Source organism: Clostridium saccharoperbutylacetonicum N1-4(HMT) (genome assembly GCF_000340885.1).
Classification (GTDB): Bacteria; Bacillota; Clostridia; order Clostridiales; family Clostridiaceae; genus Clostridium; species Clostridium saccharoperbutylacetonicum.
Genome location: NC_020291.1, coordinates 2,157,578 through 2,172,756 on the forward strand (window position 1 = coordinate 2,157,578; position 15,179 = coordinate 2,172,756).

Annotated in this window: 12 protein-coding genes and 1 pseudogene; 5 read left to right on the forward strand and 8 right to left on the reverse strand. The window is 32.6% G+C overall.

Annotated features, from left to right (window positions below; translation table 11 throughout):
* Positions 1-341 precede the first annotated feature (341 nt).
* Positions 342-1,307 (forward strand): CsxC family protein, encoded by a 966-nt coding sequence (locus tag CSPA_RS09570; RefSeq protein WP_015392047.1) that lies wholly within the window; start codon positions 342-344, stop codon positions 1,305-1,307.
* Positions 1,308-1,454: 147 nt separating this feature from the next.
* On the opposite strand, the pseudogene CSPA_RS29105 reads toward CSPA_RS09570, so the two are convergent.
* The 5 genes and pseudogenes from CSPA_RS29105 to CSPA_RS09590 all read right to left on the reverse strand — a co-directional run.
* Positions 1,455-1,712, reverse strand: a pseudogene (locus CSPA_RS29105) (AAA family ATPase); the annotation flags it as partial.
* Between the two features lie 212 nt (positions 1,713-1,924).
* Positions 1,925-3,019, reverse strand: a complete 1,095-nt coding sequence (locus CSPA_RS09575) for a DegT/DnrJ/EryC1/StrS family aminotransferase (protein WP_015392048.1) — start codon at positions 3,017-3,019, stop codon at positions 1,925-1,927.
* Positions 3,020-3,031: 12 nt separating this feature from the next.
* On the reverse strand, positions 3,032-3,439 hold the full coding sequence (locus tag CSPA_RS09580) for a sugar 3,4-ketoisomerase (RefSeq protein WP_015392049.1): 408 nt from the start codon (positions 3,437-3,439) through the stop codon (positions 3,032-3,034).
* Positions 3,440-3,461: 22 nt separating this feature from the next.
* A complete protein-coding gene (locus CSPA_RS09585) occupies positions 3,462-4,589 on the reverse strand; it encodes a glycosyltransferase family 61 protein (RefSeq protein ID WP_015392050.1) in 1,128 nt (375 codons plus the stop codon).
* A gap of 58 nt (positions 4,590-4,647) precedes the next feature.
* Positions 4,648-5,445, reverse strand: a complete 798-nt coding sequence (locus tag CSPA_RS09590; protein ID WP_015392051.1) for an N-acetyltransferase — start codon at positions 5,443-5,445, stop codon at positions 4,648-4,650.
* Positions 5,446-5,696: 251 nt separating this feature from the next.
* Between CSPA_RS09590 and CSPA_RS09595 the strand changes: the two genes are divergently transcribed.
* The 3 genes from CSPA_RS09595 to CSPA_RS09605 all read left to right on the forward strand — a co-directional run bounded on the left by CSPA_RS09595 (position 5,697) and on the right by CSPA_RS09605 (position 11,218).
* Positions 5,697-6,818: a hypothetical protein gene (locus CSPA_RS09595; RefSeq protein ID WP_015392052.1), complete on the forward strand. Its 1,122-nt coding sequence runs from the start codon at positions 5,697-5,699 to the stop codon at positions 6,816-6,818.
* Positions 6,819-7,335: 517 nt separating this feature from the next.
* Positions 7,336-9,450, forward strand: coding sequence for a glycosyltransferase (locus tag CSPA_RS09600; RefSeq protein WP_015392053.1), 2,115 nt, complete (start codon positions 7,336-7,338; stop codon positions 9,448-9,450).
* A 442-nt stretch (positions 9,451-9,892) separates the two neighbouring features.
* Positions 9,893-11,218, forward strand: coding sequence for a glycosyltransferase (locus CSPA_RS09605; protein ID WP_241393487.1), 1,326 nt, complete (start codon positions 9,893-9,895; stop codon positions 11,216-11,218).
* 291 nt (positions 11,219-11,509) lie between these two features.
* Here CSPA_RS09605 and CSPA_RS30520 read toward each other — a convergent pair whose 3' ends face one another.
* The 3 genes from CSPA_RS30520 to CSPA_RS30530 form a co-directional block, all read right to left on the reverse strand.
* Entirely contained in the window at positions 11,510-11,779 is a 270-nt protein-coding gene (locus tag CSPA_RS30520) for a hypothetical protein (RefSeq protein WP_242838579.1), read from the reverse strand.
* Positions 11,780-11,889: 110 nt separating this feature from the next.
* Positions 11,890-12,297: a hypothetical protein gene (locus CSPA_RS30525; RefSeq protein ID WP_242838580.1), complete on the reverse strand. Its 408-nt coding sequence runs from the start codon at positions 12,295-12,297 to the stop codon at positions 11,890-11,892.
* A 9-nt stretch (positions 12,298-12,306) separates the two neighbouring features.
* A complete protein-coding gene (locus CSPA_RS30530; protein ID WP_242838581.1) occupies positions 12,307-13,617 on the reverse strand; it encodes a hypothetical protein in 1,311 nt (436 codons plus the stop codon).
* A gap of 433 nt (positions 13,618-14,050) precedes the next feature.
* Between CSPA_RS30530 and CSPA_RS09615 the strand changes: the two genes are divergently transcribed.
* Complete coding sequence (locus CSPA_RS09615; protein WP_015392056.1) at positions 14,051-14,854, forward strand: hypothetical protein; 804 nt, start codon at positions 14,051-14,053, stop codon at positions 14,852-14,854.
* Positions 14,855-15,179 lie beyond the last annotated feature (325 nt).

Consider the following 15,179-nt stretch of genomic DNA (forward strand, 5'->3'; position numbering starts at 1 on the left):
TTCTAAGTGTAAGGTTGCACCCATTTCTGCATGTTCCTAAAGTAAATTCATGACAAGCAGAAAGTGGAACAACCTTCCACTAATAACCATCACAGCTTAATTTCATATGCCGCTTGCACAAATATGTATCTAATTTCTAGAGTAGTGTTATGATTATAAATTTTCAATGATGCATGTATATTCCATTTATAAGCTTGATTCTTAAATTGGATATCTGAATCATTACTAGAAAAATAAAAAACAATATAAAACTAATAATTTAAAATCTATATTGTAATTAAATTAATTTTATGAAAGCTTATATACTTAAATTAATTAAATTCTTAAGTGGAGGAGAAGTTATGGAAAGAATATACTATTCAAGACAATATTATAATCAAATTAAGAGAAAACAGTATAAAGAATTCTTAGAAGAAGATAATATTAAAACTGGTAGTATAGAAGATAATAAAATAAATGACAATAACATAAAAAATAATAGCTATGGTTCTTCAGAAATTAATAATGATAATGGAAGATCAAATAAAGAAAATACAAATGTTTCTAAGTGTGTAGAAGCTTGTCATGAAAGTGTTAATTCATGTGAAATCGCTACTGATCAAGTAGAACCACTAACTGAACAAATTTCTGTAACTCCTAATGTTATTACACCTGGACCTGCACTTGTTAAGATTCCAGTTGTATTGGCAGAGACAAATACAACGATTCTTGTCGAAGCTACTATCACATTGGATCAAGCAGTTATGGAAATTAAACGAATTAAAAATAACGTATTTTTAACAGAATCCCGTATTATTTCATTTTGTCAAGATGATCCACTTGGTACTGGAATAATATTTATAGCAGGTTTTATAAGAAAGAATATTGAGTATACAACTCAAACTTGTACTGTAGCTGGAACTCCAAATACTTGTGGAGATATAAGGCACTGTACAGTTGAAGTACCTTTTAATTTCACTACAAGAATTACTTTCCTTAGACCACCGATTTTTATTGAAAATAGCACTTTAAGTGAATTAGAATTTTTTACAGATGAGCTTCAAGGTTGTAATGTTTGCTCAGGTCCAGCAATTGGACGTAATCCTTGCAATCAGAGTTCTTTCGTCACCGAATTCTTTAATGAAAAACCTTTTACTGAATTAATAAGAGCGGATATTGCTGAAGTCAATATTCACACAGGCCCAGCCTTGAACGGTAGAATTCCTATAGAACTAATGTTTACTCAACTCACGGAAAAAGTAGTAGTAAATTTAACATTAAAAGTATTACAGAAACAGCAGGTTAGAGTTACAGAAATAGAACTATAAAATTCTATGCAGAAATTTAATTGTTACTAAAGTATTATGGTACAGTAGATAGTTTTGTTTTTATATAAAACTATCTATTATCCCATTAAACAGGATTTGCGATTTATTATAGAGCTAATTTACCTAACTCACCTTCATATAGAGTTTTTTTAAAATGTAAAGAAGAATTCTTTCTCTAATATTAACATCTGGAAGCCATACTTCAATATGTCTATCAAATCTACCTGGTCTTAAAAGAGCCTTATCTAGCATATCTAATCTATTTGTAGCGGCAATTACCACTATACTTTCTTCTTATCAAAAACCAGGCATTTTCATTAAAAGAGCATTTAAGGTTTGATCTTTTTTACCATTACTTCTTGCCTTACCTATAGCATCAATCTCATCAATGAATATTACAGCTTGAAAATCTAAAGCATCAGAGGAAGAATATCTAAGATGGGTAAAACATCATAGGAAAAAGAACCTTAACTTAGGATATACCTAAAATTAAAGTTCTCAAAAAATATTTATAGCCTCTATAATAAGCAAAAGTGCTTTATTATATCCACCTCTATATAGAATTGTTTTTAATGTTGAGCAGTGCTTATTTTGATTTCTTAATTCTTAGTATACTTTTACCACTGATTTAGAACACTTATTACATAATTAATTTCTGATTCACTTATTCCATACCATATTGGTAAACTTAATACTGTCTTCGAAATGTTTTCTGCCACTGGAAAATCTCCAGACTTATATCCTAAATCTTTATATGCCTTTTGAAGATGAATAGGTATTGGATAGTGGATTAAAGTTTCAATTCCATTAGCCTTTAGATAATTTACCAGCTTATCTCTAAATTCTGTCCTTATTATAAAAATATGCCATATAGATTCATATGCTGAGTTTATAAATGGAAGAGTTATTTTATTATTCTTAATTCCTTCAAGATATAGTTTGGCAATTTCTTGTCTAGCAGCATTCCATTTATCAAGATATTTTAGTTTTATTCGTAAAAATTCTGCTTGTAGTTCATCTAGTCTTGAATTAACTCCTTTATATTCGTTATTATATTTAATTGTTGAACCATAATTTCTTATAGCTCGTACTTTTTGTGCTAAAATACTGTCATTAGTGAGAATACATCCACCATCGCCTAAAGCTCCTAAATTCTTTCCAGGATAAAAGCTAAAGCCAGCTGCATCACCAAGATTTCCTGTTTTTTTGCCCTTATATATGGATCCATGTGATTGGGCTGAATCTTCTATAAGTTTTAAATTATATTTTTTACAAATTACTTTTATTTTATCAATTTCTGCTGGTCTTCCATACAAGTGAACAGCAATAATAGCTTTTGTTTTTGGAGTAATAGCTTCTTCAATTTTATTTACATCTATATTAAAGGTATTAATATCGGGTTCTACAAAGACAACCTTTGCACCAGCATAAGAAACTGCCAGTGCAGTAGCAATAAAGGTGTTAGAAGGCACAATGACTTCATCTCCACCACCAATATCATATCCTCTTAAAATAATGGAAAGGGCATCTAATCCATTTCCGCAGCTTATACAATAATTAGTATTACAATATTTAGAAAACTCTTGCTCAAAAGCTTCTACACTGTGTCCTAAAATAAATGAATTTCTATCATATATTGTCTTAAAAGCATTTACAATTTCATCTCTTATTTCTGTATGCATTGGTTCTAAATTCAAAAACGGTATTTTCATATAAATCACTTCCTAATATCTATTACATGCTTCTTGCATATAAAAGTCCATATTTCGTATATAATCATTTTCATTATAATAATCAGATGCAAGCACTAAAAGAACTGCACCATCGCTAAAATCATACATTTCTCTCCATACGTAAGGCCCAATATATAGACCTACTGATGAACAGTCTAATAAAAACTCTACTTCTTCTTTTGGATTTTTAACTTTTATTTTTACAGAGCCATTAACACATATGAGCACTTGATGAAGTTTTCTATGAGCATGAAACCCTCTTGTTATATTAAGCGGTACTTTTGAAATATAATAAATTCGTTTTATATCAAAGGGAACATCTACCATTTCTTCGATAGGTGTCAAATCCCCATATTTACTATTTATATTTATAAATTTTAACAAGGAACAATTATACATGGTGCCTCCTTAATAAATATTGTTACATATCTTTTAAAAACTTTCTTAAATATTCTTCGTCTAATTCAAAGCTATTTTGATAAAGCACAATATTAGGATTGTAATGAATCTTTGCATCTAAATAATAGCACTGTTGTCCTAGGACACCAGCTATATTCGAATAGCAGGAAAGTTTTATTTCCTTAGGTAATATACAAATAATTTTTACACTTTTATTAGCAAATAAAATATTTGTAAATCCAGCGCCACTTGCACCGGCTATAAATTCAGCTTCAGAAAAAATTTTTAATTGGTCTTGAAAGGACATTATTTCTGGGTATATAATTTCATAACCATATTCTTTAAAAATTTGTTCGATTTTATCTTGATTCAGTAGTAATCTAGTTCCCAAACAATTTTTTCTAGACATAAATAATTTTCTAGAAGCAGTACCATTGATGGATAAATTATCATGAAGTAGATTCGCAGCTAAATTATTCATGATATAATCTTCATATCTTAACAATGTATTTTTCTTTAGATCAATAGGTCCAATAAGTAAGTCTGATATATATATTAATTTTTCAATATCATAACAGTATCCTGCTTTTAGTGGAATAATGTTTCTACCGTGAATGTTTAGCATATCTAATTCATCTTTGAAAGATTTAATTTTAAGGCATCTTTCATCCACTAATATTGGAACTTCATTATATCCTTCTATCTCATTAATCAAGCATAATTTAGATAATATTTCCATGTTGAAATGAAAATAATTAAAAGAAGCATTTGATAAAAGCATTATACCTTCTTCAATTTTCTCATTTGATTTTTCATAGTAAGCTAAAGTAACATTCTTATCCGCAAAATATACATTACTCACTGATAAATTAAATCTATTTTCATGATCCCTTAGTGGTAAATCATAAATACAATTATCATTTTCATCAAAAATTATGCTATTTTCACCAACTAAGTTTACATTATATAATTCAGCTATATAAATTTCTGGAAATTTAACATTTATATAATTATTAACCTCAGTATTATCTCTATAATCTGGTATATAATTTTTCTCGGAATGTTCCTTTTGTTTAATAGAATACTTGAAATTATGAATATTACAATATTCTTTACATGAAATATTATTTAATCTTCTATCAATGCTCATTTGTTAGCGCCTCCTGCTTTAGCATATAGGTAAGGTTTAGTGCTGCAAATTGAATTATTTATTTTAACTTTTCATTTTTTAACCATTGTTCATATCCTAAGTTTGCCCAAGGCATTCCTCTGGAAAAATTATATTTCCAAGGATAAACTTCTTGTCCTGTAAGTTTATTTTTTATATCTTTAGTTAAACATATTTTTTTTGCTGGATTTCCAGCTACTACTGTTTCTTTTTCAACATCTTTAGTTACTATGCTCCCGGCACCTATTAAGGATTCCTCTCCTATATTTACTCCGGGTAGAATTATGCTTCCAGCAGAAACTACTGCATAATCTTCTATAGTAGAGCCTATTATATTTTGTGAGGGTGGGGTAGGATCATTAGTTAATATTACATGTGGAAAAATCCAAACAAAATTTTTTATTACACTTTTCTCACCTACGAATACATTGCTATGAAGACTAACATAATTTCCTATGATACATTCTTCCTGAACATCAGAGGAGGTTCCAATTCTAACATTGTTACCTATTAGCGAACTTTCTCTAATAGTTACTCTATGGCCAGTTTGAAAGTTATTTCCTATAGTTGTATTACCATAAATAATTGTTTCACTCCTAATTAATGCATTTTCTCCGATGATTAAAGGATGAATCTTATTTATTCTATCAGAATAAAAATTCATTAAATACTCTCCAAGAATACATCTTGCTCCTATAAAACTTCCTTTTTTTATATGAACGTTATCTCTTATTATTACTCCATAGTCTATAAAACAATCATCTTCGATTATTACATTATCACCAATAGTGACATTATCTTTTAGTTGTGCAGTTTTAGCTATTTTGTTATTACTCACTAAACTCCTCCTTTTAAACAGCATTTTTAGCATATATATTTAGAGTTATTTTCAGTATCTTTCAAGTACATTTTATGAATATTAGCAAAAAGTGTACCTTACTTATATATGAAAATATATTTGTATGGACAATTTCATGAAATAAAATATAAAAATTGAATAATTGTTATAAAAAAATAAGTTATCTAATATCTAATAATTTAATATTATAAAGTAAGTATTATTTATTAATAGTTAAAGGGATGATATTTATGAATTTATGTTATATAGAAAAAAGTTTTAAATATTTAAATTTGTTAAAAATGTTTGTAAAAAGCACTGTTAATATAAAAGCAATTAAATGTATTGAAGACTTAAAAAGTGAAGATTTGCTAATAATATCTAATGAGTATGCTAATTATGAGCAATTAGTTAAAGATTCACCTAATATCCTTATATGGGAAAATATATATAGACAGTTTTATAATTATTCAATTAATAGATATATGTCAAATTATGATTTTTATCATCTGAAGTATTCTTTAAAAAAGGCAATAAAACCTGATATTGAATCTATTGTTGTAGGTTCATCATATGCTTTGTTTGGAGTTGAAGAGAGTATCCTAAACAGTCCTTGTGTTAATTTGGCATTAGCTTCTCAAGATATTTATTATGCAACCCTAATTGGGCAATATGTAATTAATAAAAATAAGAATATTAAAAAAGTATTTATTGGAACAGGTTATTATTATTTTTATAGTGATTTATCTCTCACTCAAGGAAGCGAAATAATGCGAATAGCAGATATTTATTATCCTATATTTGGAGATAGGCATAATTGCAAGGATTTGCCCAAAAGTCAAAACACAATTTTAAATGAAGATGAAATATTTAATATTGAAAAAATAGTTGATATCTTTTGCAATGAGTTATTTGAAGAAGTTAAAGGTAAATATTTTACTGATGCAAGAGATAGATTTAAACTTAGAATGGTATTTAGAGGAACATGGGATCAAAAATGGTTTGAACTTGATGATATTTTGCAAGAAGAATCTGCATATGAAAGGGTAAAGTCCCATAATAAAGCGATTATGTATTTAGATTCATATAAAGAAAATATAAATATTCTTAATTCATTTGTATCGTTTTGTAACAAAAGAAAAGTTAAAGTTTATATGATGGCATTTCCAAGCACACGATTTTATAAAAAATACCTTTTAAAAGATTATAAAGAATCTTATATGTCAGCTCTAAATTCAATTGACGGAGACATTCAGTTTATTGATTTTAATGATTTAGATATCTTTGATGATAAAGATTTTGTTGATATGGATCATTTAGATAAAAGTGGTGCAATTAAGATTTCAGAATTTATAAATAACTTAAACTTGTAGATAATAATATGGACTAATATGGTATCGCCAACATTTCTGACAAAACCCATGCTAAGAAATTTTATGGATTATTCCTGAATTCAATGGTCTCAACTTATTAAATTCAGGAATATTTTTAGTATAGAATATTTATATATATTATATTTTTTATTGCCAATCTCTGAATGATATATTGTATTATTTATTTCATCTATACCAAAATCAGAATACCTTCTATTTTCCCTAGAAAAAATGTTTTTAACAGATTTCTTATATATATTGTATATACTATAGGTTGATTTATAAGCTTTATCAGTATAGATTATATTGTTATTAGAATAAGTTAGATATTCCAATTTCTCTAACTTATTCTAATAACAATATTTAAAAAGTACAGAGTATCACACTTTTTTCAGTATATTCATAAGATAATAGGATGCTAAATGACTGGTTGATAAGATTAGATTAGATATACAAAATATATATAGTTAAAATTACCATATGGTTGAGTATAAAGGCATATTTAGGGAGTGGTTTCATGAATAATAATAAGATTGCATTTATAATCTGTGTTTTAAATGAAAGCCAGTTTAAAGCATGTGCTTCATATATTAATGATTTAGAAATTCCTTTAGGCATTGAAGTAGATGTAATTAGTATTAGAGAGAGTAACAATATTGCGCAAGCTTATAATAATGGATTAAATCAAACAGATGCTAAATACAAGGTTTATCTTCATAGTAATACTTATATAATAAGTAAAAGCTTAATAAAAGATATATTAGATATTTTTGTTAATAATAACCAAGTAGGTCTAATTGGCGTTGTTGGAGCAAAAAGATTACCGGCTAGTGGTTTATGGTGGAATGATGTATGTAAAGTAGGAGAAGTAAATATTTTAAATAATGGAACTAAAGAATATTATAAATTAAATAACATTATAGAGAAATATGAAATTGTTGAGGCTGTAGATGGATTAATAATGGCAACGCAATTTGATATAAAATGGAAAGAAGAAATATTTGATGGTTTGTATTTTTATGATATTTCAGAGTGTATGGAGTTTAATAAAAAAGGCTTTCAAGTTGTAGTTCCAAGACAAGAAAAAACATGGTGTATACATGATTGGGGTACTGAAGTTGATAGCGAACTTCAAAATGAAACTGAAAAATACAGAAAAGTTTTTCTGAAAGAATATCCAATTATAGAAAATAGAAATATTTGTACATCAGAAGATTTGTTTGATTTCAATAGAGAAGAGGCTATGAATATATTGGTTCAAAATAGAAAAATTTTAGAAAGCTATGTTTATGCGATGAAAAATAGCCTAGTATTAAGTGATTATGAGAGTGTATCAAGTAATGCTTATAGTTTTGCAGCTAAGGCTTCTTGGGATGTTTATCACCCTGACTTTTATCAATCCCCTGAGATAGAGAATATGCTTTTAGAATGTGCAAATAAATTACCTGCAGAGGATTATGTTATAAAGGATAGAAATAGCAAAAAAAGAAAAGTACTTCATGTTTTGAGCGAAGGATACTCTACAGGAGGTCATACAAGATTAGCTAAAAATTGGATAAAAGGTGATGCTGATTCTATTCATTCGTTAGTTACTACCTGGCAAATAGAAAGTACTCCACAGTGGCTTTTGGATGAAATTAAAAATAGTGGCGGATGGATTTTTTCCCTTGAAACTGTTTCTGACAAGCATGTTGAAAGAGCTGCAAAGCTTAGAAAGCTAGCATATGAATGGGCTGATATTGTAGTGCTTCATATGCATATGATGGATCCAATACCAGTAATAGCATTTGGAATAGATGATGGACCACCTGTAATTTATATGAATCATGGAGATCATCTTTTTTGGCTTGGAGCAAGTATAGCTGATTTAGTTGTAGATCTTAGACCTTCTGGACAAAAGCTGACTTTGACTAGAAGAAGTTGTAATAATTCTTTTATATTACCTATACCGTTAGAAGCTAAAAAAGTTTTTAATAGAAATGAAATTAGGGGAAAATATAAAATAAACGAAAATGAAATTGTTATATTAACCATTGCTTCCAATTATAAATTTAGGAGTATCAATGATTATAATTATATTAATATTATAAAAGAGATAGTTAGCAAAGTTGATAATTGCAGAGCTTATATTATTGGTCCTAACGATATAGGAAAATGGCATGAAATAAATGTTGAAACAGGTGGAAAAGTAAGAGCATTAGGAGTAGTAACAGAAATAGAAGAATTTTATCAAATATCAGATGTCTATTTAGATTGTTTTATGATGGGAAGCATGACATCACTATTAGATGCTTCTAAATATGGACTATCAATAATAAAATTCACAAATAATTATTGCCCCATTCTTACTGAATTTGATGAAGAATTTGAAGTATGTAGTTATAACAATATAAATGACATTATACAAGAAATTAATGAAATAAAGAACGGTAATATTGAAACGTATGAGAAATATAAAAGTGTTAACGATGCTATAGAAAAAAATCATATATTGGATACTAAGGAAAAAATCAAAAATATATACAGTAGGGTAGATAATCACAGAGTAAATAGAAAATTGACCATAAGTAATGGTACAGAAGATTATGATCTTTTTTGGATTCTCTTAATTAATAGGGGATATGTTTACTAAGGGATGGATAAAGAGAATATAGGAATATAAAAAAGATTTTAGATAAAGATGCATAAATGCCCAAAGTAAAAACTTTACTTATGCATATCAGTCGAAATGAAGGTCATGCATTTCTAGTTTTAGATATATACTCATAGTATAAGTGCAATGTTAGAATATGGCAAGCTATAGATATATTAATAAGGAAATACAATATAGATTTAATAACAAAAGGGGGATGAACATGCAATCAAACAATACTCCGCTATTAACAGCTCATTTATTTGTTTTAAAGAAGAATTCATGGGACGGATTTGATGAAATGTTAAAAAGACTTAATGAAAATGGAATAACAGTGAAATTGTATGAACCTAATGATGCATTATTAGATATAAATCCTAAAAATCCACGTGTTTATGTTTCACTGGGAGAAAATGTAGAACAATTTTCAACACTGTATGCTATGCCTTATCATGAGAGAAAGCGTTGGTTACATTACAAGTCTCCAGCGGACATTCAACCAGGTTATTTATTTTACTGCTGGCTCAACCGGACGGATCCACTCCCTAAAAATAAAATAATACCTGATATTCAGTTTTCATCTGATACTCCATTAGTGTCAGTGTTCACAGCTGCATATAAATCAAAAGAAAAAATTCAGCGTCCTTATCGATCCTTATTGAATCAGACCTATACCAATTGGGAATGGGTAATTGTAGATGATTCTGGTGATGAGGATGCCACATACAATCAAGACTTACTACCGCTAGATGACCCACGTGTGAGGAGATTTCGACAAGATTACCGCAATGGCTATATTGGAGCAACTAAACGGTATGCAGCAGGTCTGTGTACGGGAGAAATTTTAGTAGAAGTAGATCATGATGATGAGCTAACTCCTGATTGTTTAGAGAAAATAGTCCATACATTTCAGAAGCATCCTGAATGTGGCTTTGCATATGGGGAGAGTGCAGAGGTGTACGTAGGGAGCAACGATGCACAATGGTATGGTTGGGATTGTGGCTTTGGATACGGTATATATTATCGGGTTTGGGTACATGAAATGAATCGATGGCAAAATGTGTTAAGAAATACTGTCATCAATGGGACTACCATACGTCATTTAGTTGGGTTGCCCAATCATCCACGTGCGTGGACAAGAGAGTGTTACCATCTGCTTGGAGGGCACCGCGAAGAACTATTGGTCGCAGATGATTATGACATGCTAGTTAGATCATTTCTTTGCACTAGGTATGTATGCATTCCTGATTTGGTCTATATACAATATAGAAATGAGAATGGGGATAACTCAACTTTTACTAGAAATCAGCAGATCCAAATTCTCGTAAGTGAATTGTACAGATATTATAGTGAAAGAATCCATGCAAGAGTTAATGAACTTGGAGTACATGAATATGTGTCATATAGTCGTGTATGGGAGAGAGAACCTAATGACGTAGCTCTTAAAGCAGCTAATATAATTAATGAGGATTCATCTAGAATTTCAATGTTGTTTCCAATTCCATACTCTTGTTCTGCAATTAAGCATGACCAATTAATTACGACTATTCAAAAGGGTATAGAAACTAACTTTAAAGAAATAGAAGTAGTGGTTGTAGGTTATATTCCTGAAGAGGTCGAGTCTTTTGCATCTAAAGCGCCTATGGGAGCAATTCGATGGTGGCCAATGGAGCCAAAGGATTCATTAGAAACCTGTATCCAATATGCCAAATTTTGCTCTTCATGTAAAGAAAAAGTTGTTATACTACCAGAATCGCTACAAGAATGATTAGAACATTACTATAAGCTGATTCTAGCTTATTTGAATCCAAGTTAGATAAAAATGAGCAATAAAATTTTCCTCTGTTATAATGTGATCAATATTTTTCATATTATAATGGAGGATTTTTTTACGTTGTTTATCTTTTATATTTTTTGTTAGTATTAACTTTTATGTACGTGGAAATAAAATATACACTCCTATAAATTATGAAGCCTTTTGATTAATGCAAAATAAGAACAGAGTGTCGAACTTGTCGACACTCTGAGTCGTGGAAAAGCACGACTTTTTACACTATTATTAGATAGACAAGATTATATCAATTGCTACACCACTAGTTAAGCCTCCCATGCCAGTGGTAATTTCTACTGATATTAGATTACATGCACTTACAGGAATATTTTCAGCTATAAATGCGCAAGGATTTGGAGTAGCTGCATTATTTGGTCCGGTTATTGTTAAAGGAGTACCTACGGCTGAAAACGTAAAGCCACCATCTGTACTTATAACAATCGTAGCAGTTACTAAGTCGGTTGCTGTTAAGATATTGTTTCGGATGTTTAGTCTCAAACCTGTAATAGTTCCATTAGCCGGTATGACTACAGAATTTCGTGCAAAGTCCGTACCGGAAGTTCCTAGTCCAACGAAGTGGCCAGTAACAATAGATTGTTGATCTGTACCTAGATATAGGATTGAAGAACCTTGAGATCCTTGTGTGCCTTGAGCCCCTTGAGATCCCTGAGAACCTTGAGCCCCCTGAGATCCTTGAACACCTTGAGGTCCTTGAACACCCTGAGCGCCTTGAGCCCCTTGAGGTCCTTGAGCGCCTTGAGCTCCTTGAACACCCTGAGCGCCTTGAGCCCCTTGAGGTCCTTGAGCCCCTTGAGATCCTTGAACGCCTTGGGAACCTTGAGCACCTTGAGCACCCTGAGAACCTTGAGAACCTTGAACACCCTGAGCACCTTGAACACCTTGAGCGCCTTGAGAACCTTGAGAACCTTGAACGCCTTGACGACCTTGAGAACCTTGAGCGCCTTGAGAACCTTGGGCCCCTTGAGCACCCTGAGAACCTTGAGGTCCTTGAACACCTTGAGCCCCTAGAGAGCCTTGAACACCTTGAGCGCCTTGACGCCCTTGAGGTCCTTGAGCTCCTTGAACACCTTGAGCGCCTTGACGCCCTTGAGGTCCTTGAGCGCCTTGAGAACCTTGAACGCCTTGACGACCTTGAGAACCTTGAACACCCTGAGCACCTTGACGCCCTTGAGGTCCTTGAGCGCCTTGAGCACCCTGAGCACCTTGAACGTCTTGACGGCCTTGAGGTCCTTGAGCGCCTTGAGATCCTTGGGCGCCTTGAACGCCTTGACGACCTTGAGAGCCTTGACGGCCTTGAGGTCCTTGAGCACCCTGAGATCCTTGACGCCCTTGAGGTCCTTGAGCGCCTTGACGGCCTTGAGGTCCTTGAGCACCTTGAGAACCTTGACGCCCTTGAGGTCCCTGAGCACCTTGAGATCCTTGAGCACCTTGAGCCCCTTGACGACCTTGAGAGCCTTGAGCGCCTTGACGGCCTTGAGGTCCTTGAGATCCTTGAGCACCTTGAGCGCCTTGAGGTCCCTGAGCACCTTGAGATCCTTGAGCACCCTGAGCACCTTGAGCGCCTTGACGACCTTGAGAGCCTTGACGGCCTTGAGGTCCTTGAGCACCCTGAGATCCTTGACGCCCTTGAGGTCCTTGAGCGCCTTGACGGCCTTGAGGTCCTTGAGCGCCTTGACGGCCTTGAGGTCCTTGAGCACCTCGACGGCCTTGAGGTCCTTGAGCACCTTGAGAACCTTGACGCCCTTGAGGTCCCTGAGCACCTTGAGCGCCTTGACGACCTTGAGAGCCTTGAGCGCCTTGACGACCTTGAGAGCCTTGACGGCCTTGAGGTCCTTGAGCACCCTGAGATCCTTGACGCCCTTGAGGTCCTTGAGCGCCTTGACGGCCTTGAGGTCCTTGAGCACCTTGAGAACCTTGACGCCCTTGAGGTCCCTGAGCACCTTGAGATCCTTGAGCACCTTGAGCCCCTTGACGACCTTGAGAGCCTTGAGCGCCTTGACGGCCTTGAGGTCCTTGAGATCCTTGAGCACCTTGAGCGCCTTGAGGTCCCTGAGCACCTTGAGATCCTTGAGCACCCTGAGCACCTTGAGCGCCTTGACGACCTTGAGAGCCTTGACGGCCTTGAGCGCCTCGAGGTCCTTGAGCCCCTTGAGATCCTTGACGCCCTTGAGAGCCTTGAGGTCCTTGAGGTCCTTGAGCACCCTGAGATCCTTGACGCCCTTGAGCGCCTTGACGCCCTTGAGGTCCTTGAGGTCCTTGAGAGCCTTGACGGCCTTGACGTCCTCTTGGGCATGGAGGACAGTTGCAACAATCACAGCAGTTTTTTTTGTCCATTGGTTCCAATAACCCCAATAAGCACATAGGATTCTGCTGGTTACCATATTCTACATCATCATATCTATCGCAAAAAGAATTTTTCCTTTTATCGTCTCTTTTATCATCAAAATAACTATTCTGCCCCACAATAAATCGTAACCTCCTTTAAAGCCTATACCATGGTATTACAATGCCATGTTATTACATACTATGGGTGGTGTCATAATATGTTACAAATTGCGAATAATCATATTCATAGAATACTGATAAAAATACAAACTTTAAAATATAATAATGTAGTAATTTATATTTACTAAAAAAATTATTTTATCTAACTTTTTAATGTCACCACTTTTATTTTCTTACATACGATGTATTATGAATATTAAATAAAATTACATTTATCATAATCTTTCAAGAGGAGGAGAATTTATGTCCATTAACTTCAAAAAATTTTTGCCACGTCCGGGTCTTGTAAATAAACAAGGACGTTTGCCAGATCCTTCCGAATTAGTTTGCATTGAAGTACCTAAGATATTTGATCAATGCTTAATAAAAAGATGTCTTGTATACGGTGAAGGCCCTGACACAAATACAACAGATTATGAATTGAGAAGTGATCCCCTAACAGATCCTAAGAGATATATTGGTAGTAGGGACTTCAATGTAAAGTTGGTCTCTGTGGATAAGATTCCACTTAAAGGAAAACAAGGTTTCAAAAAAATAGTTCTTTCTTACATTATTTCTTTCTATGCAGATTATCTTGACTGCAATGGTGTAAACAAAAGTGAATTTTATGAAATTAATAGAACTGATGTAATTGGGAAGTTCTACTGTCCTGATTCTATAGCTCAAATTTCTGCTGGTTTTGTATCTGCTCACCATGTTCAAGATTTAGATCCTAATATAATAAAACTTGAAATGGTTGCTGAAGCACTAGACGGTGAATTACTAAAAGATAGAGAAGGAAACTGTGTTTTAGACATCACTTTGGGGTATTTCATTGTTGTAAAATGTGAGCTTATTGTACAGCTTCTTATCCCAGCTTATGACTACTGTCCAGTTCCAAAAGAACCATGTGAAGAAGAACCAGAGGAAGATCCATGTGAGAGATTTGAAAAAGCTCCAATTCCTAAGTTCTATCCAGATCAAAACTTAGAACCATTATTCTCAGAGTGTGATGATAACGATAGAGGTTATAATGATGGAGAATATAATGATGGCGAATATAATTAGCAAAGATTATTCTCCGAATAGATTTTAATTACCTTATAAATCTTTTATTTACGCGTTGTACTAGCTACTAAAAGTATGTTTAAAACAATTGTAAATATATTTTTGTCAGAAATATTCTTGAAAAACAATTAGAATTAACTAATGTATATAGTTTTAGTTCTATTAAAACTTGTTCTATGACAAATAATGGGGAATAAGTATTAAAGGTTTTTAACAAAATAAGACCATGCCTTTTTAGAATCAATTATAAGAGATTCGCCTACGAGGCGGATTGTTGTCATTTTAGAATCTGAAAGTTTATTATTAAAAATGTTTCCTATATTTT

Excerpts from the sequence above, each read along its gene's own strand:
- CSPA_RS09570 (WP_015392047.1), top strand. The coding sequence starts at position 342 with ATGGAAAGAATATACTATTCAAGACAATATTATAATCAAATTAAGAGA.
- CSPA_RS09580 (WP_015392049.1), bottom strand. The coding sequence starts at position 3,439 with ATGTATAATTGTTCCTTGTTAAAATTTATAAATATAAATAGTAAATAT.
- CSPA_RS09595 (WP_015392052.1), top strand. The coding sequence starts at position 5,697 with ATGAATTTATGTTATATAGAAAAAAGTTTTAAATATTTAAATTTGTTA.
- CSPA_RS09575 (WP_015392048.1), bottom strand. The coding sequence starts at position 3,019 with ATGAAAATACCGTTTTTGAATTTAGAACCAATGCATACAGAAATAAGA.
- CSPA_RS09605 (WP_241393487.1), top strand. The coding sequence starts at position 9,893 with ATGCCTTATCATGAGAGAAAGCGTTGGTTACATTACAAGTCTCCAGCG.
- CSPA_RS09600 (WP_015392053.1), top strand. The coding sequence starts at position 7,336 with ATGAATAATAATAAGATTGCATTTATAATCTGTGTTTTAAATGAAAGC.
- CSPA_RS09615 (WP_015392056.1), top strand. The coding sequence starts at position 14,051 with ATGTCCATTAACTTCAAAAAATTTTTGCCACGTCCGGGTCTTGTAAAT.
- CSPA_RS09585 (WP_015392050.1), bottom strand. The coding sequence starts at position 4,589 with ATGAGCATTGATAGAAGATTAAATAATATTTCATGTAAAGAATATTGT.